This is a genomic window from Streptomyces sp. SCUT-3 (assembly GCF_014083985.1).
Taxonomy (GTDB): Bacteria; Actinomycetota; Actinomycetes; order Streptomycetales; family Streptomycetaceae; genus Streptomyces_H; species Streptomyces_H thermolineatus.
This window is the reverse complement of record NZ_CP046907.1, coordinates 1,970,292-1,993,174: the sequence shown is the minus strand read 5'-3', so window position 1 is coordinate 1,993,174 and position 22,883 is coordinate 1,970,292. Positions and strand designations below refer to the sequence as shown.

The 22,883-nt window shown below is 73.8% G+C and carries 21 protein-coding genes and 2 tRNA genes; 14 read left to right on the top strand and 9 right to left on the bottom strand.

Annotation, left to right across the window (positions count from 1 at the left end):
• Positions 1-146: 146 nt before the first annotated feature.
• On the bottom strand, positions 147-677 hold the full coding sequence (locus GQS52_RS08630; protein WP_182312835.1) for an NUDIX hydrolase: 531 nt from the start codon (positions 675-677) through the stop codon (positions 147-149).
• Positions 674-2,185 carry a zinc-dependent metalloprotease gene (locus tag GQS52_RS08625; RefSeq protein ID WP_182312834.1) on the bottom strand — a complete coding sequence of 504 codons (1,512 nt, stop codon included), beginning with the start codon at positions 2,183-2,185 and terminating at the stop codon, positions 674-676. The genes GQS52_RS08630 and GQS52_RS08625 overlap by 4 nt, the downstream gene beginning before the upstream one ends.
• Before the next feature lie 168 nt (positions 2,186-2,353).
• Between GQS52_RS08625 and GQS52_RS08620 the strand changes: the two genes are divergently transcribed.
• The 3 genes from GQS52_RS08620 to GQS52_RS08610 all read left to right on the top strand — a co-directional run bounded on the left by GQS52_RS08620 (position 2,354) and on the right by GQS52_RS08610 (position 5,545).
• Positions 2,354-3,454 carry an NAD-dependent epimerase/dehydratase family protein gene (locus GQS52_RS08620; RefSeq protein WP_259370661.1) on the top strand — a complete coding sequence of 367 codons (1,101 nt, stop codon included), beginning with the start codon at positions 2,354-2,356 and terminating at the stop codon, positions 3,452-3,454.
• Between the two features lie 101 nt (positions 3,455-3,555).
• Complete coding sequence (locus tag GQS52_RS08615) at positions 3,556-4,038, top strand: molybdenum cofactor biosynthesis protein MoaE (protein WP_182312833.1); 483 nt, start codon at positions 3,556-3,558, stop codon at positions 4,036-4,038.
• A gap of 427 nt (positions 4,039-4,465) precedes the next feature.
• Positions 4,466-5,545: a PDZ domain-containing protein gene (locus GQS52_RS08610; protein WP_182312832.1), complete on the top strand. Its 1,080-nt coding sequence runs from the start codon at positions 4,466-4,468 to the stop codon at positions 5,543-5,545.
• 94 nt (positions 5,546-5,639) lie between these two features.
• Here the strand turns inward: GQS52_RS08610 and GQS52_RS08605 are convergent, their stop codons facing one another.
• On the bottom strand, positions 5,640-6,197 hold the full coding sequence (locus tag GQS52_RS08605) for a PPA1309 family protein (RefSeq protein ID WP_182312831.1): 558 nt from the start codon (positions 6,195-6,197) through the stop codon (positions 5,640-5,642).
• A 146-nt stretch (positions 6,198-6,343) separates the two neighbouring features.
• On the opposite strand from GQS52_RS08605, the gene GQS52_RS08600 reads away from it, so the two are divergent.
• The 4 genes from GQS52_RS08600 (at position 6,344) to GQS52_RS08585 (ending at position 11,681) form a co-directional block, all read left to right on the top strand.
• On the top strand, positions 6,344-9,241 hold the full coding sequence (locus tag GQS52_RS08600; protein ID WP_182312830.1) for a UPF0182 family protein: 2,898 nt from the start codon (positions 6,344-6,346) through the stop codon (positions 9,239-9,241).
• Positions 9,242-9,307: 66 nt separating this feature from the next.
• Positions 9,308-9,381: transfer RNA gene (locus tag GQS52_RS08595), tRNA-Met, on the top strand.
• 252 nt (positions 9,382-9,633) lie between these two features.
• Positions 9,634-11,532, top strand: a complete 1,899-nt coding sequence (locus tag GQS52_RS08590) for a tetratricopeptide repeat protein (RefSeq protein WP_259370660.1) — start codon at positions 9,634-9,636, stop codon at positions 11,530-11,532.
• Positions 11,533-11,607: 75 nt separating this feature from the next.
• Positions 11,608-11,681 (top strand) — tRNA-Met (locus GQS52_RS08585).
• 164 nt (positions 11,682-11,845) lie between these two features.
• Here GQS52_RS08585 and GQS52_RS08580 read toward each other — a convergent pair.
• Complete coding sequence (locus GQS52_RS08580) at positions 11,846-12,262, bottom strand: Fur family transcriptional regulator (RefSeq protein ID WP_182312829.1); 417 nt, start codon at positions 12,260-12,262, stop codon at positions 11,846-11,848.
• 140 nt (positions 12,263-12,402) lie between these two features.
• Here GQS52_RS08580 and GQS52_RS08575 point away from each other — a divergent pair, with 140 nt between their 5' ends.
• A complete protein-coding gene (locus GQS52_RS08575; RefSeq protein ID WP_182312828.1) occupies positions 12,403-13,872 on the top strand; it encodes a catalase in 1,470 nt (489 codons plus the stop codon).
• 99 nt (positions 13,873-13,971) lie between these two features.
• Here GQS52_RS08575 and GQS52_RS08570 read toward each other — a convergent pair whose 3' ends face one another.
• Positions 13,972-14,445: a CBS domain-containing protein gene (locus GQS52_RS08570; protein ID WP_182312827.1), complete on the bottom strand. Its 474-nt coding sequence runs from the start codon at positions 14,443-14,445 to the stop codon at positions 13,972-13,974.
• Between the two features lie 153 nt (positions 14,446-14,598).
• Entirely contained in the window at positions 14,599-15,399 is an 801-nt protein-coding gene (hisN, locus tag GQS52_RS08565; protein ID WP_182312826.1) for a histidinol-phosphatase, read from the bottom strand.
• 141 nt (positions 15,400-15,540) lie between these two features.
• Between hisN and GQS52_RS08560 the strand changes: the two genes are divergently transcribed.
• Positions 15,541-16,056 carry a MarR family transcriptional regulator gene (locus GQS52_RS08560; protein WP_182312825.1) on the top strand — a complete coding sequence of 172 codons (516 nt, stop codon included), beginning with the start codon at positions 15,541-15,543 and terminating at the stop codon, positions 16,054-16,056.
• 63 nt (positions 16,057-16,119) lie between these two features.
• On the opposite strand, the gene rsgA is transcribed toward GQS52_RS08560, so the two are convergent.
• From rsgA to GQS52_RS08545, 3 genes are all read right to left on the bottom strand, one after another.
• Complete coding sequence (gene rsgA, locus GQS52_RS08555; protein WP_182312824.1) at positions 16,120-17,121, bottom strand: ribosome small subunit-dependent GTPase A; 1,002 nt, start codon at positions 17,119-17,121, stop codon at positions 16,120-16,122.
• Positions 17,122-17,130: 9 nt separating this feature from the next.
• Complete coding sequence (gene aroA / locus GQS52_RS08550; RefSeq protein ID WP_182312823.1) at positions 17,131-18,507, bottom strand: 3-phosphoshikimate 1-carboxyvinyltransferase; 1,377 nt, start codon at positions 18,505-18,507, stop codon at positions 17,131-17,133.
• Positions 18,508-18,584: 77 nt separating this feature from the next.
• Complete coding sequence (locus GQS52_RS08545) at positions 18,585-19,298, bottom strand: M50 family metallopeptidase (RefSeq protein ID WP_182312822.1); 714 nt, start codon at positions 19,296-19,298, stop codon at positions 18,585-18,587.
• A gap of 56 nt (positions 19,299-19,354) precedes the next feature.
• Here GQS52_RS08545 and GQS52_RS08540 point away from each other — a divergent pair, with 56 nt between their 5' ends.
• The 5 genes from GQS52_RS08540 to GQS52_RS08520 all read left to right on the top strand — a co-directional run bounded on the left by GQS52_RS08540 (position 19,355) and on the right by GQS52_RS08520 (position 22,850).
• A complete protein-coding gene (locus tag GQS52_RS08540) occupies positions 19,355-20,170 on the top strand; it encodes an SOS response-associated peptidase (protein WP_182312821.1) in 816 nt (271 codons plus the stop codon).
• A gap of 84 nt (positions 20,171-20,254) precedes the next feature.
• Positions 20,255-20,905 (top strand): alpha/beta family hydrolase, encoded by a 651-nt coding sequence (locus tag GQS52_RS08535; protein WP_182312820.1) that lies wholly within the window; start codon positions 20,255-20,257, stop codon positions 20,903-20,905.
• 186 nt (positions 20,906-21,091) lie between these two features.
• Entirely contained in the window at positions 21,092-21,892 is an 801-nt protein-coding gene (locus tag GQS52_RS08530; RefSeq protein WP_259370659.1) for a sigma-70 family RNA polymerase sigma factor, read from the top strand.
• Entirely contained in the window at positions 21,889-22,224 is a 336-nt protein-coding gene (gene rsrA / locus GQS52_RS08525) for a mycothiol system anti-sigma-R factor (RefSeq protein WP_182312819.1), read from the top strand. Before GQS52_RS08530 ends, rsrA begins: the two co-directional genes overlap by 4 nt.
• A gap of 398 nt (positions 22,225-22,622) precedes the next feature.
• Positions 22,623-22,850 (top strand): biotin/lipoyl-binding carrier protein, encoded by a 228-nt coding sequence (locus GQS52_RS08520; protein ID WP_182312818.1) that lies wholly within the window; start codon positions 22,623-22,625, stop codon positions 22,848-22,850.
• Positions 22,851-22,883: the final 33 nt, after the last annotated feature.

The following is a 22,883-nucleotide window of genomic DNA, read 5'->3' as shown; positions in this document are numbered from 1 at the left end:
ACGTCCGGCGCCCGTCCCCTCCGGCCCCGGCTCCGGCCCCGCACACCGCGTCCGTGCCGCGCCCGGCCGCGCCGTTCACCCGGACCGGAGGACGCCCGGGCGGTTCCGCCGCGACGGGCACGGAGCACCCCGGCCGCGGCGCGCGCCTACAGCAGCGAGCGGGTCCTCGCCACCAGCCGCAGCACGGACTCGTCCGCGACCGCCGCGACCTCGTCGTAGGTGAACCACTTCAGCTCCAGCGACTCGTCGCTGATCTCCTCGACCGAGCCCTCCGGGGCCACGGCCGCGTACTGCACGTCCAGGTGCCAGGCGCACGGGGTCAGGTGCCGGTCCAGGGTGACCGGCTCCCCGCCCAGCAGCCGCAGGCCGGGGACGCCCGACTCCTCGCGGGCCTCGCGCAGCGCGGCGTCCGCCAGCGAGGCGTCGTCCGGCTCGCAGTGCCCGCCCGTCTGCAGCCACATGGTCAGCTTGCGGTGCAGCGTCAGCAGGACGCGTCCGCGCGCGGGGTCCACGACCAGCGCGCTGGCCGTGAGGTGCCCGTCCCGGCAGGACTTCCACATGCCGTCCGGGTGCGCCGCGAGGTGGTCGAGGTAGTCGGAGCGCAGCCGTTCGCGTTCGCCGTCCGGCGCGGTCCATTCCTTCAGGACGCGGACCGCGTCCTCGTGGAGCCGGCTCACTCGCCGCCCTCGTCCCCACGGTCACGGTCACGACCGCGGTCGCCGCCGTTGTCGCCGCCGCCGTCCGTGCCGCCGTCCTCCCGGCGCTCGCCGCCGTCCTCCGCGCGGTCCCCGCGCGCGGCGTCGCCGAGCATCCTGTCCAGCTCGGAGAAGTCGAGCTGGTCCCGGTGCACGAAGCCGTCCGGGTCGTCGAGGTCGGCGGCGGTCGGCAGCATGTCCGGGTGGGACCACAGGGCGTCCCGGCCCTCCGTGCCGCGCGCGTCGGTCAGCGACGCCCACAGCCGGGAGGCGTCCCGCAGCCGGCGGGGCCGCAGCTGCAGCCCGATGAGGGTGGCGAAGGTCTGCTCGGCGGGGCCGCCGCTCGCCCGGCGCCTGCGCAGGGTCTCGCGCAGCGCCCCGGCCGACGGCAGGTGCGGTTCGGCGGCGGCGTGCACCACCGCGTCCACCCAGCCCTCGACCAGCGCCAGCGCCGTCTCCAGCCGGGCCAGCGCGGCCTTCTGCGCGGGGGTGTCCTCGGGCTGGAACATGCCCTGCTGGAGGGCTTCCTGCATGGCCTCGGGGTTCGACGGGTCGATCTGCCCGACGAGGTCCTCCAGCCGGGAGGTGTCCACCGCGATCCCGCGGGCGTAGCCCTCCACCGCGCCGAACAGGTGGGCGCGCAGCCACGGGACGTGGGCGAACAGCCGCTGGTGGGCGGCCTCGCGCAGGGCCAGGTACAGCCGCACCTCGTCCTGGGGCACGCCCAGGCCCTCGCCGAACGAGGTCACGTTCACCGGCAGCAGGGCGGCCTTGCCGGCGGGGCCGAGGGGCAGGCCGATGTCGGTGGAGCCGACGACCTCCCCCGCGAGGGTGCCGAGCGCCTGCCCGAGCTGGGTGCCGAACATGGCGCCGCCCATGCTGCGCATCATCCCGATGAGCGGGCCGGCCATGGCCTGCATCTCCTCGGGCAGCACGTCGCCCATCGCCGCGCCGACGCGCTCGGCGACCGGGTCGACCAGTTCCTTCCACACCGGCAGCGTCGCCTCGACCCACTCGGCCCGGCTCCACGCCACGGCGGAGGAGGAGCCCGAGGGCAGCGAGGTCACGCCGTCCAGCCACAGGTCGGCCAGGCGCACCGCGTCCTCCACGGCGGACCGGTCCCTCGGCCCGACGCTGACGTCCTTGACGCCGTCCTCGGTGCCGCGGGCGACCGTCTGGCGGGCGATCTCCTTGGCCATGTCCCAGTTCACCGGGCCGCCCTCGGAGGAGAGCATCTGCCCCAGCTGCTGGAAGGCCGCGCCCAGGTCGGCCGGGTTGAAGGAGCCGAACATGGCGGCCAGCGGGTTGTCCCCGCCCCCGAAGGGGTTGCCGCCCCCGAAGGGGTTGGCGCCGCCGAATCCGAACGGGTTCGCGGGACCCTGCCCGCCTCGGCCGCCGCGGTCCCCGGTGTTCCCGGAGTCCTGGCCGCCCTTCTTGTCGTCGTCGCCGTCCTCGGGCGGGACGCCAAAACCGAATGGGGTGTCACTCACGGGAATCCTCGGCTCCTTCGGCCGCTGGATCTTCCAGCGGCGGTATACCCGACTACACGACCAAGCCTAGACACCCCGGCTGCAACCGACCTGGGTGCTATGTCGTACCTGTGCCTCGGGCAGGATGGGGCACACGTGCACACCAAGAGAAACCGCGGGAGATGACCGGTGAGTTCCCATGTACCGCCCGTTCGCTCTCGGCAGAGCGGGGACGGCCCGGCAGGCCCCGTGGTGGCGGTCACCGGGGCGGCCTCGGGGACGGGCCACCGCCTGGCCCTGCGCCTGGCCGAGTCCGGCGAGGTGGCGAAGGTCGTGGCCGTCGACGAGCGGCGCGGGGACGTCCCCGGCGCGCTGTGGCGGGTGCTGGACGTGCGCGACCCGGCGATCGCGGAGCGGCTGCGGGGCGTCGACGTGGTGGTGCACCTGGCGGTGGACTTCGGCCTGGAGGGGGACCCGGCCGCGCGCACCGCGTACAACGTGCGCGGCACGCAGACGGTGCTCACCGCGGCGGCCGCGGCCGGGGTGCGGCGGGTCGTCCTGGTCACCTCCGCGATGGTCTACGGCGCCCTGCCCGACAACGACGTGCCGCTGGCGGAGGACGCCCCGCTGCGGGCCACCGAGGACGCGGCGCTGGTCGGCGACCTGCTGGAGATCGAGCGGCTGGGCCGCCGCGCGCCGCGGGCCCACCCGGGCCTGAACGTGACCGTGCTGCGCCCCGCAGCCCTGGTCGGGGGCGTCGACACCGTGCTGACCAGGCATTTCGAGTCGCCGAGGCTGCTGGTGGTGGCGGGCAGCCGCCCGTGCTGGCAGTTCTGCCACGTCGACGACCTGGTCTCGGCGCTGGAGTTCGCGGTCCTGGAGAAGGTCGACGGCGAGCTGGCCGTGGGCTGCGACGGCTGGCTGGAGCAGGAGGAGGTCGAGGAGCTGAGCGGGATACGGCGGATGGAGCTGCCGGCCTCCATCGCCCTGGGCGCGGCCTCGCGGCTGCACCGCCTGGGCCTGACCCCGTCCCCGGCGGCGGACCTGGCGTACACCATGCACCCGTGGGTGGTCTCCGGGAACAGGCTGCACGAGGCCGGGTGGCGGCCGAAGTGGACCAACGAGGAGGTCCTGGCGGAGCTGCTGGAGGAGGTCTCGGGCAACCGCACGGTCGTCGGCCGCCGGCTGGGCCGCAAGGACGCCACGACCCTGGGGGCGGCGGGCGCGACGGTCGCCCTGGTCGGCACGGCGGCCCTGGTCCGCAGGGCCCGCAGGAAGCGCCGGCTGTGAGCCGGGGGCACCCCGTCCCCGGTGCTCCCGCCCCCGCCGGTCCGCGCGTCACCCCCGCCGCACGCGGGAGCCGGTTCCGTATCGCGGCCGATTGGGCCAGGATGGGGGCCATGTCCCACACGCACCACGACCACGACCACGACCGGCCCGCCGGGCCCGGACCGATCCGGCTGCTCGCGGTCCGCGACGGCGCGCTCTCGGTCGACGAGGTCTTCGCCGCGGTCGGCGACGACGCGGCGGGCGGCACCGCCCTGTTCGTCGGGACCGTCCGCGACCACGACGGCGGGGCCCCGGTCACGGCCCTGTCGTACTCGGCCCACCCCGGCGCCGAGTCGGAGCTGCGCAGGGTGGCGGAGAAGGTCGCCGCGGACTTCCCCGTCCGGGCGATGGCCGCCGTCCACCGGGTGGGTGACCTGCGGGTGGGTGATCTCGCGGTCGTGGTGGCGGTCTCCTGCCCGCACCGCGCGGAGGCCTTCGAGGCCTGCCGCCGGCTGATCGACGACCTCAAGCGCGAGGTGCCGATCTGGAAGCACCAGACCTTCGCCGACGGCACCGAGGAGTGGGTCGGCGCCTGCTCCCGCTGACCGCACCGGCACGACCGCACCGGCACCGGCTGCCGCGGTCCCCGGCCCCCGCCCCGTCCGGGGCGTCGCCGGTGCGCTACGACGAGCGACCGGACGACATCGCGCCGTACCATAATTTCCTTGGCAGGGCAGTTAATCTGCTCATAGCCGTGGTGGGTACGTGCGGGGTGTGGAGGCCGATGTGGCTGCGCTTGCTTGGTTGGTCATTCCGGTCGTCGCCGCGGTGCTGGCCGCCCTGTGGGGCGGCTGGGCAGCCCGGAACCGGACCACCGGCGACGGAGCGTCGCTCGCTGGTTACGCCCGGTTCCGGGAGGCTATGGAGCGGTCCGGAGGACACTGACGGAACACGGTGTGCGCCCGTCCCGGACGGGCGCACACCGCCCGCTCCCACGGGCCGCGGCCCCGCCCTTTCCCGTAGTGTCGGGGCATGCCGCGCCGCACCGTGACGATGCTCTGCTCGACCCTGACGCTCATAGCCCTGCTCTGCACCGGCCTCCTGATGCCCGTGCCGTACTCAGAGCTGGCCCCCGGGCCGACCGTGAACACCCTCGGCAAGCACGACGGCGACCCGGTGCTGCAGATCGACGGGCACCGGACCTACCCCACCAGCGGCCATCTGAACATGACGACGGTGCAGGTCACCGGCGCGGACTACCGGATGAACCTGGTCGAGGCGATGGCCGGCTGGATCGCCCACGACGGCGCGGTCGTCCCGCACGACACCCTCTACCCGGACGACAAGTCCGCCGAGGAGGTCGACCAGGAGAACGCCGAGGAGTTCACCGCCTCGCAGGAGAGCGCCAAGGTCGCGGCCCTGGAGGCGCTGGACATTCCCGTCGGCACCCGGGTGATCGTCTCCTCCGTGGTCAAGGGCGGCGCAGCCGAGGGCGAACTCCACGCCGGGGACGTGATCCTGGCCGTGGACGGGGAGAAGGTGCGCGAGCCGGCCGACGTGGTGGAGCGCGTGACCCGGCACAGCCCCGGCGAGAAGGCCGTCTTCACCGTGGTCCCGGCCTCCCGCGCGAAGGGGAAGGGGACGGACCCGGCCGGCAAGGAGGTCTCCGTCACCACCCGCAGGTCGCCCGATGACGGCAGGGCGGTCGTCGGCATACAGGCGGGGACCGAGCACACCTTCCCCTTCGACATCGAGATCGAGCTCGCCGACGTCGGCGGCCCCAGCGCGGGCCTGATGTTCGCCCTCGGGCTGATCGACAAGCTGGACGCGCCCCCCCTGACCGGCGGCCGGTTCGTCGCCGGCACCGGCACCATCGACGACGACGGCACGGTCGGGCCGATCGGCGGCATCACGATGAAGACCATCGCGGCCCGCGAGGCGGGCGCCGAGTACTTCCTCACCCCGGCCGACAACTGCGCCGCCGCGGCGGCGGACACCCCCGAGGGGCTCACCCTGGTAGAGGTCGAGGACCTCGACGGGGCCCTTGACGCCCTCGCCCTCATCCGCGAGGGGAAGAAGGACCGGCTCCCCACCTGCCGCGCCGCCGGCTGACGGGCGGAGGACGGGGGCCCGGCGCCCCCGAGCCCCCGAGCCGCCGCGCCGGCCCCCGCGGGCGCCGGGCGCCCCCTCGCGGGGGCGGGGCGCCTCAGTCCTCGACGAACGTGGCGGCCAGGGCTTCGGCCAGTCCCGGCACCAGGTTGGCCCCGGTCAGCACCTCGGTCGGGGAGTCCTTCTCCCGCAGCCGGATCGCAGACTCCCGCTCGCCGCCGCGCAGCACGGCGACCGTCATCCGCACCTCCTGGCGCTCGGGGTGCTCGGCGACCCACTTGCCCAGCTGCGCCTCGTCCAGGTCCGAGGGGATCGCCTCCTCGGCGGTCGGCGGGAGCATCAGCCGCTCCACCACGAGGGCGCAGCCGGCCACGGCGTCCGGCCAGGCGATGGTGGCGAGGAACTCGTCCAGGGCAGTGCCGGGGGGCAGCTCGTCCTGTTCGATGGGGGTCAGCGTCCCGGCGGCGGCGTCTTCCAGGCCGAGCTGGTCGGCCAGGGCGGGCTCCTGGGAGCGCAGCCGGTCGGTGTCGACGAGGGCGAAGAGGCGGGCGGGCCGGTCCCAGCCCAGCCCGGCGGCGTACTCGTCGATCTCGAGCACGGCACGGGTCAGGGGGGTGGCGGCGACCGGGGTACCGCCGGTCGGAGTGTTGGACATGCTCCGTATCCTGCCTGCCGCGGAGGGGAGGACGCGACTTCGGCAGGCTCTCGGGAACTCGGGTAAAGGCTTAGTAAGTTGCATCAGTGGGGTGCTGTCCGGGCACCCTCCCACTCCGGTGGACGATCCGGTCGACTTAATTCGAGGTGTGCACGTTGGCTTTCCAGATGCCGGACCGCGGCGGAGGGCCGCCCGGCCCCCGCGTTCCGGTGGGCGCTCCGTCCAGGCGGACCCGCACACTGCTGACGACGCTGGGCGTCCTGGCGGTGCTCTTCATGGCGTTCGTCATGTTCTCCGGGTTCTGGACGCAGCTGCTGTGGTTCCGGTCCCTGAAGTTCTCCTCCGTCTTCACCACCACCCTGTGGACGAAGATCGGCCTCTTCGCGGTCTTCGGACTGCTGATGGCGGTCGCGGTCGGACTCAACATCTACCTGGCGCACCGGCTGCGGCCCCCGCTCAGCGCGATGTCGCTCGAGCAGCAGAACCTGGACCGCTACCGCATGGGCATCGCGCCCTACCGCAAGTGGGTGCTGCCCGCGGTGTCGGTCATGGTGGGCCTGATCGCCGGCGCCTCGGCCTCCGGCCAGTGGCGCACCTGGCTGCAGTGGGTCAACGGCACCCCGTTCGGGAACAAGGACCCGCAGTTCGGCAAGGACGTCTCGTTCTACGCCTTCGACCTGCCCTGGTACCGCTTCCTGCTGAGCTTCGGCTTCGCGGCCGTGGTGCTCTCGCTGATCGCCGCCGTGGTGGTGCACTACCTGTACGGCGGCCTGCGGCTGACCAGCCCCGGTGCCAGGGCGACCGCCGCGGCCACCGGCCACCTGTCGGTGCTGCTGGGGCTGTTCGTCGCCCTCAAGGCGGTCGCCTACTGGCTGGACCGGTACGGGCTGGCGGTGAAGTCCAGTGACTTCAAGGCCACCGAGGGCTGGACCGGCCTGCGGTACGTGGACGCCAACGCCTACCTGCCGGCCAAGACGATCCTGTTCTGGATCGCGATCATCTGCGCCCTGCTGTTCTTCGCCACCCTGTGGCGGCGCACCTGGTCGCTGCCGATGATCGGCCTCGGCCTGATGGCGCTCTCGGCGATCCTGATCGGCGGCCTGTACCCGGCGATCGTGCAGAAGTTCCAGGTGCAGCCGAACGAGCAGGCCAAGGAAGCCCCCTACATCGCCAAGAACATCGAGGCGACCAGGGAGGCCTACGGCATCGCGGAATCGAAGAAGACCGACTACAAGGGCACCAGCGGGGCCTCCGACGAGGAGCTGCGGTCGGCGGCGGACACCACCGCCGCCATCCGCCTGCTGGACCCCAACGTCGTCTCGCCGACCTTCCAGCAGCTGCAGCAGGTCCGCGGCTACTACCAGTTCCCGGCCACCCTCGACGTCGACCGCTACGCGATCGACGGCAAGGACCAGGACACGGTCATCGGCCTGCGCGAGCTGAACGTGGAGGGCATCCCGGAGCGCAACTGGGTCAACGACCACTTCAAGTACACCCACGGCTACGGCGTCGTCAGCGCCGAGGGCACGTCGGTGACCGGCACCGGCTCGCCCCAGTTCACCGAGAAGGACATCCCCCCGAGGGGCGACCTGGGCAAGTACGAGCCGCGGATCTACTTCGGCGAGCAGACGAAGCAGTACTCGATCGTCGGCGGTCCCACCGAGGAGATCGACTACTCCGACGACAACGGGGAGAAGAGCTACACCTACACCGGCAAGGGCGGTGTGGCGCTGGACGGTCCGCTGAACCGGGCCGCCTACGCCGCGGCCTTCGGCGAGCCGCAGATCCTCTACTCCGGCGCCATCGGCGAGGGTTCGAGGATCCTGTACGACCGCACCCCCAAGGAGCGCGTCGAGGCGGTCGCGCCCTGGCTGACCATCGACGGCGACCCGTACCCGGCCGTCGTCGGGGGCAAGGTGCAGTGGATCGTCGACGCCTACACGACCACCAACGGCTACCCGTACTCCTCGCGCACCACGCTGGGCGACACCACCGCCGACTCCCTGACCGACGCCCAGCGGGCGGTGCTGACCCGGGACAACCAGGTCAACTACATCCGCAACTCGGTCAAGGCCACGGTCGACGCCTACGACGGCTCGGTGAAGCTGTACGAGTGGGACACCGAGGACCCGGTGCTCAAGACCTGGATGAAGGCCTTCCCGGGCACGGTGGAGAAGAAGAGCGCGATCGGCGACGAGCTGATGGGCCACCTGCGCTACCCGCAGGACATGTTCAAGGTCCAGCGCGAGCTGCTCACCCGCTACCACGTCACCAACCCGTCGACGTTCTTCAGCGGCAGCGAGGTCTGGCAGGTGCCGTCCGACCCGACCACCAAGGGGAGGGAGGACGTCCCGCCGTACTACCTGAGCCTGAAGATGCCCGGGCGCGACGCCCAGGACTTCTCGCTGACCACGACCTTCGTGCCCAACAAGCGGCAGAACCTGGCCGCCTTCATGGCCGTCAACGCCGACGCCTCCAGCGACGACTACGGCACCATGAGGCTGCTGAAGCTGCCCTCGAGCACGACGGTCGACGGCCCGCAGCAGGTGCAGAGCAAGTTCAACTCCAACCCCGAGGTCGCCGACAAGATCAACATCCTCAGGCGCGGCGACTCCGAGGTGCAGTACGGCAACCTGCTCACCGTCCCGCTGGACGGCGGCCTGCTCTACGTCGAGCCGGTCTACGTCAAGGGCGCCGGCACCAGCTACCCGCTGCTGAAGAAGGTGCTGGTCACCTACGGCGAGAAGACCGCCTTCGAGGACACCCTGGCGGATGCGCTGGACGTCGTCTTCGGCGAGGCCGCGCCCAGCGGCCCCGGCGAGGGGACGACACCGCCCGAGAAGGGCACGACGCCGCCGGAGAAGGGCACGCCGGCCCCGGGCGACCTCCAGGACGCGCTGCAGGACGCCCAGAACGCCTACGAGGCGGGCCAGGAGGCCCTCAAGGACGGCGACTGGGGCAAGTACGGCGAGGCGCAGAAGGACCTGAAGGACGCTCTGGAGCGCGCCAGGAAGGCGGAGGAGGCCGCCGTCAAGCAGGAGTAGCGCCGGCCCCCGAACGAGTGAGGGCCAATTCACGCCCCACCCCGTGGTACTGTTGGTACATACCGACGCGGGGTGGAGCAGCTCGGTAGCTCGCTGGGCTCATAACCCAGAGGTCGCAGGTTCAAATCCTGTCCCCGCTACTGAAGAAGAAGGCCCGCAGCCGACAGGCTGCGGGCCTTCTTCGTGTGCGTGTGCGTGTGCGCGGCCCCGGTGTCCGGGTCCGGACGCGGCCCGGGGGGCGCGGATCGGGTTCGGTTGCGTCGGGTCTGGGGAGAACTGCCGGTAGGGTTTGCTCTGTCGTTGTGTCGGGAAGTCGGGAAGTCGACAAAACGCTGTAGTGACTCAACTGGCCGCAGGGCAGCGGATGTACGCGGGTTACGGGTGGTGCGACGATGGACATCATGGGGGACGGTGCAAGGCTGCTGAACGCCCGTCGGGCGCACGGACCGCACACCCGCCGCACCGGCGGACCGGCGGGCGTGCCGCCCTCGCACCCGGCCCCGACGACCACCCAGCTGCTGCCCGGCCCCAGGACCAGGACGCAGGGCAGGCCCGGGACGGGCCTGCCCCCGGAAGTCCCCGGCCTGCCCCTGGAGGACGAGCTCGCCGCCCGCGAGGAGATCGAACTCTCCGCCCGCGAGGCCCGGTTGCGCCGCAGCGCCGAGACGGGCGACCCCGCCGCGGCCAGCGTCCTGGGCACCCTGCTGCTGCGCCGCGGGGACCTGGACGACGCCGAGACCCACCTGCGCAATGCCACCGCTGCCGGCGACCGCGCCGCCGCCAACAACCTCGGCGTCCTGCTGCACCAGCGCGGCCTCACCGAGGAGGCCGCCGGCTGGTGGCGGGTCGCCGCCGTGGCCGGCAGCGCCTCCGCGGCCCACGCCCTGGGCCGGCACTTCCGCGAGAAGGGCGACGAGCCCGCGGCCGAGTACTGGCTGCGCCAGGCCGCCGAGTCCGGGCACACCCTCGGCGCCTACGCCCTCGCCGACCTCCTGGAGCACCGCCGGGACGTCGGCGCCGAGCGGTGGTTCCTCGCGGCCGCCGAGCACGGCCACCGCGAGGCCGCCTACCGCCTGGCCCGCATCCTGGAGAACCGCGCCGCAGACGAGGGACGCCCCCGCGAGCAGTCCGCGGAGACCTGGTACCGGCAGGCGGCCGCCCGCGGCCACCGCCGGGCCGCGCTGCGCCTCGGCATGCTCCTGGAGGAGCGGGGCGAGACGGACGAGGCCATGCGCTGGTACCTCAACGCCGCCCGCGAGGGCGAGGCCCGCGCGGCCTGCGCCCTCGGCTTCCTGCTGCGCGACGCCGGGGACCCGGACGGCGCCGCCGTGTGGTGGCGCCGCGCCGCCGAGGACGGGGACGGCAACGCGGCCAACGCCCTCGGCGCCCAGCACGCCGAGCGCGGGGAGACCGACGCCGCCGAGCGCTGGTACCGCCGCGCCCTGGACGCCGGCGACGTCAACGGGGCCTTCAACCTGGGCCTGCTCTGCTCGGCCGGGGGCCGCACCGCCCAGGCCGAGCAGTGGTACCGCCGCGCCGCCTACGCGGGCCACCGCGAGGCGGGCAACGCGCTCGCCGTGCTCCTGCTCCAGCAGGGCGACCCGGCGGGCGCCGAGCCCTGGTTCTCCAAGGCGGCCGAGGCCGGCAGCGTGGACGCGGCCTTCAACCTCGGCATCCTCCACGCGAGCCGCAAGGAGGAGGCGGAGGCCCGCCGCTGGTACGAGCACGCCGCCGCCGCCGGCCACGCCGAGGCGGCCCTGCAGGTCGGGATCGCGCTGCTGCGCGAGGGCGACACGCACACCGCCGAGCGCCACCTGCGCTGCGCCGCGGGCGGCGGCAGCGCCGAGGGGGCCTTCCGCCTCGCCGCCCTGCTGGGCCGTCAGGAGGACCGCCAGGAAGAGGCGGAGGAGTGGTACGAGCAGGCCGCCCGCCACGGACACCGCCGCGCCCAGGTCCGGATGGGCATGTACGCCGCCCGGCGCGGGGACTTCGACGACGCGGCGCACTGGTACCGCACGGCGGCGGAGGCCGGCAGCACCAACGGCGCCTTCAACCTCGGCCTGCTGTCCGCCAGGCGGGGGGACGACGCGGAGGCGGCCGTGTGGTGGACCAGGGCCGCCGAGGCCGGCCACGGCCGGGCCGCACTGCGCCTGGCGCTGCTCGCCGCGCGCGGCGGCGAACTGGCCGAGGCGCAGGCCTGGTGCGCCCGTGCGGTCGAACTGGGGCCGGCGGAGGTCGCCGAGCGGGCGGCCCGCCTGCGGGACGCGCTCCGGCAGGAACTCAGCGCCTGACCGGCCCCTCCCGCGCGGGCCGTCCGTAAGGGATTTGGTCCGCCGGGCCGGGTCGCGTAGTGTGGTGATCACCGACGCGGGGTGGAGCAGCTCGGTAGCTCGCTGGGCTCATAACCCAGAGGTCGCAGGTTCAAATCCTGTCCCCGCTACTGAAGACGAAGGCCCGGAACCAACAGGTTCCGGGCCTTCGTCGTTGTGTGCCGTCGTGGCCGTCGTGGCCGTCTGCCGTCTGCCGTCGTGGTCGTCCGTCGCCGTCACGGGCGCCGCCGGTGCCGGTCCGCGGGGAGCCGGCCGCGCGGTCGCGGCCCGGGCCTCAGGCCGCGGCGCACTCGGGGCACACGCCCCGGTAGGTCACCTCGACGTCGGAGACGGTGAAGCCGAACCGCTCGCCGGCGGGGAGGTCGTCCAGCGGGTTGCCGCCGGGGTGGACGTCCCGGATGGTGCCGCAGCGCGAGCACACCAGGTGGTGGTGGGGGCGGTGCGCGTTGGGGTCGTAGCGCTTCGCCCGGCCGTCGGTGCTGACCTCGATGATCTCGCCCAGGGAGACCAGTTCGCCCAGGGTGTTGTAGACCGTCGCCCGGGAGATCTCGGGCAGGCGGTCGGCGGCACGGGCGTGCACCTCGTCGGCGGTCAGGTGGACGTGGTCCCCGTTGAGGACCTCGGCCACGACTCGCCGCTGTGCGGTGAGCCGCCAGCCGCGCTCCCTCAGTCGTTCCAGCAGGTCGCTCATGTCGTCAAGCCTAACAGCGGGGGAACGGTGTCCCGAACGGGTACGGATCTGGGTTTCATATTGACTTGGACAAAGTCCATTGTAGGATCGGTTCCGTAGTTGGCAACGGGGCAGGCATTGACATCGACCAGGAGGCGCACGTGACCGTGCAGCAGGAAAAGGCGAGCGGACCGCTGACCACGGAGTCGGGTGCACCCGTCGCGGACAACCAGAACAGCGAGGTCGCCGGGCTCGGCGGTCCCGTGCTGCTCCAGGACCAGCACCTGATCGAGAAGCTCGCCCGCTTCAACCGCGAGCAGATCCCCGAGCGGATCGTCCACGCCCGCGGGGCCGGCGCCTACGGCACCTTCACCGTCACCGCCGACGTGACCCGGTACACCCGTGCCAAGTTCCTCTCTGAGGTCGGCAAGCAGACCGAGGTCTTCGCCCGCTTCTCCACGGTGGCCGGCAGCCTCGGCGCGGCGGACGCGGTGCGCGACCCGCGCGGCTTCGCGCTGAAGTTCTACACCGAGGAGGGCAACTACGACCTCGTCGGCAACAACACCCCGGTCTTCTTCATCAAGGACGCCATCAAGTTCCCGGACTTCATCCACACCCAGAAGCGGGACCCGTACACCGGCTCGCAGGAGGCGGACAACGTCTGGGACTTCTGGGGCCTGTCGCCGGAGTCGACGCACCAGGTCACCTGGCTGTTCGGCGACCGCGGGATCCCCGCCTCCTACCGCCACATGGACGGCTTCGGCTCCCACACCTTCCAGTGGAACAACGCCGACGGCGAGGTCTTCTGGGTCAAGTACCACTTCAAGACCGACCAGGGCATCAAGTGCCTCACCCAGGCCGAGGCCAACAGGCTCGCCGGCGAGGACCCCGACAGCCACCAGCGCGACCTGCGCGAGTCGATCGAGCGCGGTGAGTTCCCGACCTGGACCGTCTACGTCCAGATCATGCCGGCGGACGAGGCGGCCACGTACCGCTTCAACCCGTTCGACCTGACCAAGGTCTGGCCGCACGCCGACTACCCGCGGATCGAGATCGGCAAGTTCGAGCTCAACCGAAACCCGGACAACATCTTCGCCGAGGTCGAGCAGTCGATCTTCTCCCCGGCGCACTTCGTGCCCGGCATCGGCCCGTCCCCGGACAAGATGCTCCAGGGCCGCCTCTTCGGCTACGCGGACGCCCACCGCTACCGCGTCGGCATCAACGCCGACCAGCTGCCGGTCAACCGCCCGCACGCCACCGAGGCGCGCACCTACGGCCGCGACGGCCACATGTACGACGGCCGCCACGGCCGGGCGAAGAACTACGAGCCGAACAGCTTCGGCGGCCCGGCCGAGACCGGCGCCCCGCTGTGGCAGCCGGCCGCGGTGACCGGGTACACCGGCAACCACGCCGCGCCCTCGCACCCCGAGGACAACGACTTCGTCCAGGCCGGCAACCTCTACCGCCTGATGTCGGAGGAGGAGAAGGGCCGCCTGATCGACAACCTGGCCGGCTTCATCGCCAAGGTCTCCCGCGAGGACATCGTCGACCGCGCGATCAACAACTTCCGCCAGGCCGACGCCGAGTACGGCAAGCGCCTGGAGGAGGCCGTCCGCGCGCTCCGCGGCTGACCCGGCTCGATCCGGCTCGATCCGACGCGATCCGGCTCCGGCGCCGGCGGTGGCCGGGTCCCTCCCACGAGGGGCCCGGCCACCGCCGTTTCCCGGCGCTCAGGGCGAGGCGGCCGCCGTCCCCCGCACGTCGACCGTTCCCGGGGTGCCGTCCGCTTCCGTCCCCGCCGCACCCGGGACCGCCGTGCCCGGGGCCGCGCGCAGGGGTGTCCAGCAGCGGATGATGTCGCGCACCGAGACGATGCCGCTCGCACTGCCGGCGTCCAGGACGACCAGGTGGCGGAAGCCGCCGCGGAGCATGGCGGCGGCGGCCTCCTCCAGGGTCCACCCGGAGTCGGCGAAGACGACGTCGCAGGTCACGTGGGCGGCGACCTTCTCGCGGTCCGGGTCCTGGCCCGCCCCGACCGAGTCCAGCACGTCCCGCTCGGTGAGGATGCCCACGCCGCCCGCGTCCGGGTCCAGCACGACGGCGGCGCCGACGCGCCGCGCGGACATCAGGCGCGCCGCCTGGCGGAGCGTGTGATCGGGGCCGATGGTCAGTACCACGGAGCTCATCGCGTCGCGCACGAGCATGGGGCCGCCTTCCTCGAGACACGGATTCACACGTTCACAAGGGGGGAGCGTTCTCATGCTCACATGCGGCGGCGGGCCCGACAAGGGGCGCGAAGCGCCCGGTTCCCGGCCCGCGCGGACGTGCGCCCGCGCGGGCCGGGGGCGCGCCGCCGGTCAGCGGGCGCGCAGGTGCGCCAGGAGTTCCTCGTGCAGGAGTCCGTTGGAGGCCGCGGCGTTGCCCCCGACGGGGCCCCGCTCCCCCTCCAGGCTGGTGAAGGTGCCCCCGGCCTCCTCGACGATCACCCAGTTCGCGGCCATGTCCCACAGGCTCAGCTCCGGCTCCGCGCAGATGTCGACCGAACCCTCGGCCACCATCATGTACGGCCAGAAGTCGCCGTAGCCGCGGGTGCGCCAGACCGCCCGGGTCAGGTCCAGGAAGCCGTCCAGGCGGCCCTGCTCCTCCCAGCCGGACAGCGAGGAGTAGGCGAACGAGGCGTCCTCCAGGCGGGAGACGCCCGACACCCGGATCGGTGCCGCGGAGGACAGGCTGCGGCCCGTCCAGGCGCCACCGCCCTTCGAGGCCCACCAGCGGCGGCCCAGGGCCGGCGCGGAGACCAGGCCCACCACGCCCTCGTCCTCGCCGGACTCCCCGCGCACCACCAGGGCGATCAGCGTCGCCCACACGGGCACCCCGCGCACGTAGTTCTTGGTGCCGTCGATCGGGTCGACGATCCAGCGGCGCGGCCCCGCGCCCTCGCCGCCGAACTCCTCGCCCAGGACCGAGTCCCGGGGACGGGCCCGGCGCAGCGCGCCGCGGATCAGCTCCTCGGCCGCCCTGTCGGCCTCGGTGACCGGGGTCAGGTCGGGCTTGGTCTCCACCTTCAGGTCGAGCGCCTTGAAGCGCTCCATGGTGGCGGCGTCGGCGGCGTCCGCCAGGACGTGGGCGAGGCGCAGGTCGTCGAGGTAGTCCGGCATGGGCGAACAGTATCGACCGCGCCCCCGCCGGGCACGCACCAGGGCCGCGCCCGGCCCGGTCCGACCCCGGCGGGCGGGCCGCCGGGGCCTCCCGCGCGACCTGTCCTCCCGGGGGGCCGGGAGGCCGCATACTGTGGCCCCATGGATGATGCGGACGACGTCGACGACCGGGAACTGATCACCTGGTGGGGCCTGGTCGTGGAGGCGCACGCCCGGACCGGGCGGCTGGTCACCGAGGACCTCGGCATCGACGTGGCCCTGCCCGGCCCCTGGCTGGAGGTGCTGCTGCGGCTGCTGCGCAGCCCCGAACGGCGCCTGACGATGACGCGCCTGGCCAACGAGGTGTCGCTGACCTCCGGAGGGTTCACCAAGTTCGCCGACCGCCTGGTGCGGGCCGGGCTGCTCGAGCGGCAGGCGTGCGCCACCGACCGGCGCGTCACCTACGTGGCGCTGACCCCCGAGGGCGTGGCCCTGGCCGAGCGGGCCCAGGAGCGCCACGCGCAGGCGCTGCGCCGCCACTTCCTCGGGCCCCTCGGCGCCGAGGACGCCGCGACCCTGGCGCGCATCGTGCGCCGCCTGCGCGACGCCTCCACCGCCCGGCTCGCCGCCGGGCACGGGTCCGCCGGGCAGGAGACCGCCGTACCCGGGGACGACTGACCCGGGGACGACCGGCCCGGGGACGACCGGCCGGCCGGCGGCCGGTCGCACCGGTCTCCCGCGTCAGTCCCCCTCGCGGCGCTCCCGCGTGGCGAGCAGCCGGCGCAGGGAGTTCAGCCGGGCGGGCTCGGCGTGCCCCTCGGCCACCCACGCGTCCAGCGCGCAGTCCGGTTCGTCGTGGCTGCAGGCGCGCGGGCAGCCGACGGTTCCCGGCTCCAGGTCGGGGAAGGCGTGGATGACCCGTGACGGGTCGACGTGGTGCAGGCCGAAGGAGCGCACCCCGGGGGTGTCGATCACCCAGCTCTCCGCGTCCAGGGGCAGGGCCAGCGCCGAGGTGGTGGTGTGCCGGCCGCGCCCGGTGACCGCGTTGACCGCGCCGGTCGCCCGGGCCCGTCCGGGCACCAGGGAGTTGACGAGCGTCGTCTTGCCGACCCCGCTGTGCCCGACGAACACGGTGGTCCGCCCCTTCAGCAGCTCGCGCACCTCCTCCGCGCCGCCGGTGGCGAGGGTGTCGCGGGTGGTCACCACGTGGCGCACGCCCAGCGGCCGGTAGGTCCGCAGCAGCGGCTCGGCCGGGGCCAGGTCGGACTTGGTGAGCACCAGCAGCGGTTCCAGCCCCGCGTCGTAGGCCGCGACCAGGCAGCGGTCGATCATCCGGGGGCGCGGCTCGGGGTCGGCCAGGGCGGTGACGATCGCCAGCTGGTCGGCGTTGGCCACCACCACCCGCTCGTACGGGTCGTCGTCGTCGGCGGTGCGCCGCAGCACGGACCGGCGGGTGTGCACGCGCACGATCCGGGCCAGGGAGCCCTCGTCGCCGGACAGGTCCCCGACCACGGCGACGCTGTCACCGACGACCACGGACTTGCGGCCCAGCTCGCGGGCCTTCATGGCGGTGACCTCGTGGTCGCCGACCACGCAGGTGATGCGGCCCCGGTCCACGGTGACCACGAACCCCTCGGCCGCGTCCTCGTGCTTGGGCCGGATGCTCGAGCGGGGGCGGCTGCCCCGGCGCCCGGGGCGGATCCGGATGTCGTCCTCGTCGGAGTCCTTGCGGTAGCGGCGCATGCCCGGTCGTCAGCCCCGCCGTCCGGAGGTGCCGGGCCCGGCGGCCCCCGGGTCCACCAGCCCGGTCCACATCTCGGGGAACTCGGGGAGGGTCTTCGCGGTGGTGGCCACGTTCTCCACCTGCACCCCCTCGACGACCAGGCCGACGACCGCGGCGGCCGTGGCGAGCCGGTGGTCCTCGTAGGTGCGGAAGACGCCGCCGTGCAGCGGGCGCGGCTCGATCCGCAGGCCGTCGGAGGTCTCGGTCACCCCGCAGCCGAGGCCGCCCAGCTCCTTCGCCAGGGCGGCGAGGCGGTCGGTCTCGTGCAGCCGCAGGTGCGCGATGCCGCTCAGCTCGGAGGGGGAGTCCGCCAGGGCGGCGACGGCGGCGATCACCGGGGTCAGCTCGCCGACCTCGTGCAGGTCGGCGGTGATGCCGTGCACCCGGCCGGTGCCGGTGAACGTCAGCCCGTCCTCGGTCAGCTCGCAGGAACCCCCCATGCGGGTGAAGATCTCGCGCAGCGCGTCGCCCGGCTGGGTGGTGCGGGCGGGCCAGTCGCGCACGGTCACCCGGCCGCCGGTCACCAGGGCCGCGGCCAGGAACGGCGCGGCGTTGGACAGGTCGGGCTCGACGGTCAGGTCGCGGCCGAGCAGGGCGCCGGGCGTGACCCGCCACACGTCCGGCTCGCCGCCGTCCTCGGGGGCGTCGACCTTGGCGCCGGCCGCCCGCAGCATCTCCACGGTCATCCGGATGTGCGGCAGCGAGGGCAGGGAGCCGCCGACGTGCCGGACCTCCACGCCCTGGTTGAAGCGCGGGCCGGACAGCAGCAGCGCGCTGACGAACTGGGAGGACGAGGAGGCGTCGATCTCCACGGTGCCGCCCTCGAGCGACCCGGTGCCGTGCACGGTCAGCGGCAGCGCGCCGCGGCCGGCGTCGTCGATCCGGGCGCCCAGGGCGCGCAGCGCGTCGATCACGCCGTGCAGGGGGCGCTCGTGGGAGCGCGGGTCGCCGTCGAAGCGGACCGGCCCCTCGGCCAGCGCCGCGACCGGCGGCAGGAAGCGCATGACCGTGCCGGCGTTGCCCACGTCGACGGCGGCCGGGCCGCGCAGCCCGGCGGGGATGATCCGCCAGGCGTCGCCGCCGCCCCGCGCGCCCTCGCCGCTGCCGGAGGAGTTGTTCGGCACGGTGTCGATCTGCACGCCCATGGCGCGCAGCGCCTCGGCCATCAGCAGGGTGTCGCGGCTGCGCAGCGGGCGGCGCAGCCAGCCCGGCTCGGAGGCCAGCGCGGCGAGCACCAGTCCGCGGTTGGTGACCGACTTGGAGCCGGGCACGGTGACGGTCGCGTCGACGGGGCGCGCCGCGGTCGGGGCGGGCCAGAGAGCGCTCTGCGCGGGGATGCCGGTCATGGAAGTCCACTCTAGTCGGACCGGGGGGCGGGCAATCCTGATCGTTTGCGCCGCAATGCCGCGGAAACCGGCTCCGGTCAGAGCGCCAGCAGCCAGCGGCCCCCGCCGGTGAGCGAGCACAGCGCGACCAGGAGGAAGAAGCCCGTCCAGACCCAGGCGGGTGTCGAGGTGAGCCGGGACAGCTGGTCGGCGTCGGAGTCCGGCGCGCCGCCGTCCCGCCGCCCGCGGTGCAGCTCGACCACCGGCCGCACCCCGGCGAGCAGCAGGAACCACACCGCCGCGTAGGCGAACACCGCCTGCACCTGCGGGACGGCCAGCCACGACACGGTGACGAAGGCCCCGCCGGTGACCAGCACCGACAGCACCCCGTAGGCGTTGCGGACCATCACCAGCAGGGCCAGCAGCAGCGCGGTCGCCGTCCACAGCAGCGCGGTGATGTGCCCGGCGGCCAGCAGCCACGCGCCGGCCAGGCCGGTCAGGGACGGGGCGGTGTAGCCGGCCGCGGCGGTCAGCACCATGCCGAACCCGGTCGGCCTCCCGCGGGAGACGGTCAGGCCGGAGGTGTCGGAGTGGAGCCGGATGCCCTCCAGGCGGCGGCCCGTGAGCAGCGCCACCAGGCCGTGGCCCCCCTCGTGGGCGATCGTCACCACGTTCCTGCTCACCCGCCACACCCCGGCGGGGAGCACGGCCGCCAGGGCGACCAGGCCCGTGGCCACGACCAGCCAGGACGGCGGTGCGGGCTGGGTGCCCACGACCCTGTCCCAGACGTCGGTGATCTGCGTCGTGTCCATGCTCCACCTTTCGACGCGCCGCACGGCGGGGGAAGTGCCGTGGCAGTGTTGCACTCATGTGCGGTCGATATGCGCTGGGCCGGGGAGCCGACGCCCTGGCGGAGCTGTTCCACGTGGAGCACCGGGAGCCGGACCAGAACCTCCCGCCGGACTGGAACATCGCTCCGACGAAGAACGTGTGGGCGGTGCTGGAGCGCCCCCTGAAGGGCTCGGAGAACCCGGAGCCGGTGCGGCAGCTGCGGGTGCTGCGCTGGGGGCTGGTGCCCTCCTGGGCCAAGAGCCCCGACGTCGGGGTGAAGATGATCAACGCGCGGGCCGAGACCGTCCACGAGAAGCCGTCCTACCGGCGGGCCTTCGCGGCCCGGCGCTGCCTGCTGCCCGCCGACGGCTACTACGAGTGGGTCACGGGCAGGGAGGAGCGCAAGAAGGAGGAGGAGGGGGCGCGCAAGCGGCCCCGCAAGCAGCCGTACTTCGTCACCCCCGCGGACGGCTCGGTGATGGCCCTCGCCGGCCTCTTCGAGTTCTGGCGGGACAGGACCCTGCCCGAGGACCACCCGCAGGCGTGGTGGTCCACCTGCACCGTGCTGACCACCGAGGCCGAGACCGCCCCGATGGCGGAGGCGGGCGAGCACGGCCCGCGGTCCCTGGCCGACATCCACCCCAGGATGCCGCTGGCCATGACGCCGGACAGGTGGGACGCCTGGCTGGACCCGGCCCGCACCGACCCCGACGACCTGCGGGAGCTCCTCACGCCCCCGCCGCCCGGGGCGTTCACCGCCTACCCGGTCTCCGCCGAGGTCAGCAACGTCCGCAACAACGGCCCGCACCTGCTGGAGCCCCTGAGCGGCGGCATCGCGGAGACCCTGTTCTGAGGACCCCGCGGGGCGGACCCCGGTGGTCCGCCGCCGCCCGGAGGCCCGGCCCCCGCCCCGGCCCGCCCCCTACAGTGGCCGGTCATGAGCATCACTCCCGTGACGGAGACCGTCCCCACGCCGGCCGGGGACGCGCGCCTGACCTGGCACCGGCCCGCCGGCGCCCCGGCCCGCTGCGTGCTGGCCCTGGGCCACGGCGCCGGCGGCGGTGTCGAGGCCCGCGACCTGCGGGCCCTGGCCCTGGCGCTGCCGCCGCTGGGACACGCCGTGGTGCTGGTCGAGCAGCCGTGGCGGGTCGCGGGGAAGAAGGTCGCCCCCGCGCCGAAGACGCTGGACACCGCCCAGCGGGCGCTGTGGGAGCGCGTCGCGGCCGGGGCGGACGGCGCACCGGTCGTCTCCGGGGGCCGCAGCGCGGGGGCCCGGGTGGCCTGCCGCACCGCGCGTCCCCTCGGCGCGTCCGCCGTCCTCGCGCTGGCCTTCCCCCTGCACCCGCCGGGCCGCCCGGAACGCAGCCGCGCCGACGAACTCCTCGGCACCGGGCTGCCCACCCTGGTGGTCCAGGGCGACCGCGACCCCTTCGGACGCCCCGAGGAGTTCCCCGCCGGGAGCGAGGTGGCGCCCGTCCCCGGCGGCGACCACGGGTTCGCCGTGCCGAAGTCGGCCGCCGTCGGCCAGGAGGAGGCGCTGCGCCGGCTCACCGCCGCGGTCGCCGACTGGCTGGACGCAACCGTCTGACACCGCCTGCCGGTACTGGCCGCCGCCCGCCGCTCACCGGTGCCGGCGGCCGTGCCCGTCCCCCGTACGGCGGCTCCCGGCCGCCCCTCCTCCCGCCGCCCCGGAGGGGGGAATACCCGTCGGAAATGGGGTGTTGTCCGGGGGTGCCGAACGACGGCGCGAGGAACCGACGAGGAAGGCAGCCGCATGGTCTCAGCCGCATGCCCGCCCCGAACCGAGACGCACCGGCTCGAGTGGACACCGGTGCGCCCCATCGGTGCGGCAGTGGGCGGTGTCTCCGGCGGGCCTATATCCTCCGTTTGCAGCGGGTCCGCAACCGGGTCCGCCACCACGCTGGAGGAGGTGGGTCCGGTCACCGGGACCGACGAAGGGTCTGCGGGCGAGGAGACGCAGGCGCAGCGGAACGAGCGTTTCGAGCGCGACGCCCTTGCCTTCCTGGACCAGATGTACTCGGCCGCGCTGCGCATGACGCGCAACCCGGCCGACGCCGAGGACCTCGTGCAGGAGACGTACGCCAAGGCGTACGGCTCGTTCCACCAGTTCCGCGAGGGCACCAACCTCAAGGCGTGGCTGTACCGGATCCTCACCAACACGTTCATCAACTCCTACCGCAAGAAGCAGCGCGAACCCCAGCGCAGCGCCGCGGAGGAGATCGAGGACTGGCAGCTGGCGCGCGCCGAGTCGCACATGTCGACCGGTCTGCGCTCCGCGGAGGCCCAGGCGCTGGACCACCTGCCGGACTCGGACGTCAAGCAGGCGCTGCAGGCGATTCCCGAGGAGTTCCGCATCGCGGTGTACCTCGCGGACGTCGAGGGGTTTGCCTACAAGGAGATCGCCGACATCATGGGGACCCCCATCGGAACGGTGATGTCCCGGCTGCACCGCGGGCGGCGCCAACTGCGCAGCCTGCTCGAGGACTACGCCCGCGACCGCGGGCTCGTACCGGCGGGGGCGTCGCCGGACGACCGGAAAGGCTCGGGGTCATGAGTTGCGGAAAGCCGCACGAGACGGACTGCTCCGAGGTCCTCGACCACCTGTACGAGTACCTCGACCGGGAGATGCCCGAGGGTGAGTGCGCCAAGTTCGAGGTGCACTTCGAGGAGTGCTCTCCGTGCCTGGAGAAGTACGGCCTGGAGAAGGCGGTCAAGAAGCTGGTCAAGCGCTGCTGCGGGTCCGACGACGTGCCCGCCGGCCTGCGGTCGAAGGTGCTCACCCGGATCGAGCTGATCCGGGCGGGGGAGGCCCCCGAGCACCCCGTGGAGGCGGAGCCCGCCCCCGGCCCGGCCGGCCGGGAGGCCGCCCCGGCCGACCCCGCCTGAGGACCCCCGAGGGCTCCTCGCGCCCCGTCGGCCGCACGCCCGGGGCCCCTGCACGCCCGGGACCCCGCACGGCCGGGGTCCCGCGCACAGGGGGCCACGCGCGCCCGTGACGATCGAAGCACCACCGGACGGCCCGCCCACGTGGCGGGCCGTCGCCGTGCGCCCGGAGAGCCCGCACGTCCCCGCACGTCCCCGCACGTCCCGCCTCCCGGCGCCTCTGCGCCGGACCCGTCCCACCGTATCCCCGCACCGTGCGTGACCTGTGCGTTCCCGGGTGAACCCGCAGGTAATGAGCGCTTTCGCGCAGTGACGTGGTTGGATGCGCAACGAAAAGCGGAAACGGCTGCAAACCGGTCGTTCTCCGGGTGTGGCGGCGCCTACGGGTGGCAAGGAGCAGTGTGAACGCGGAAATCCAGGCCGAGATGGTGGCCAGCGTGTGGAAGGTGGTCGTCTCCGAGGGCGAGGACGTCGCGAAGGGCGACACCCTGGTCATCCTCGAGTCGATGAAGATGGAGATCCCGGTCCTGGCCGAGGGGCCGGGGAGGGTCACCGAGCTGAAGGTGGCGGAGGGGGACGTCGTGCAGGAGGGAGACGTCCTGGCGGTCATCGGGCGGGGCACCGGCTGAACCCCTGCCCGAGTGGGCAGAACACCGGTGCGG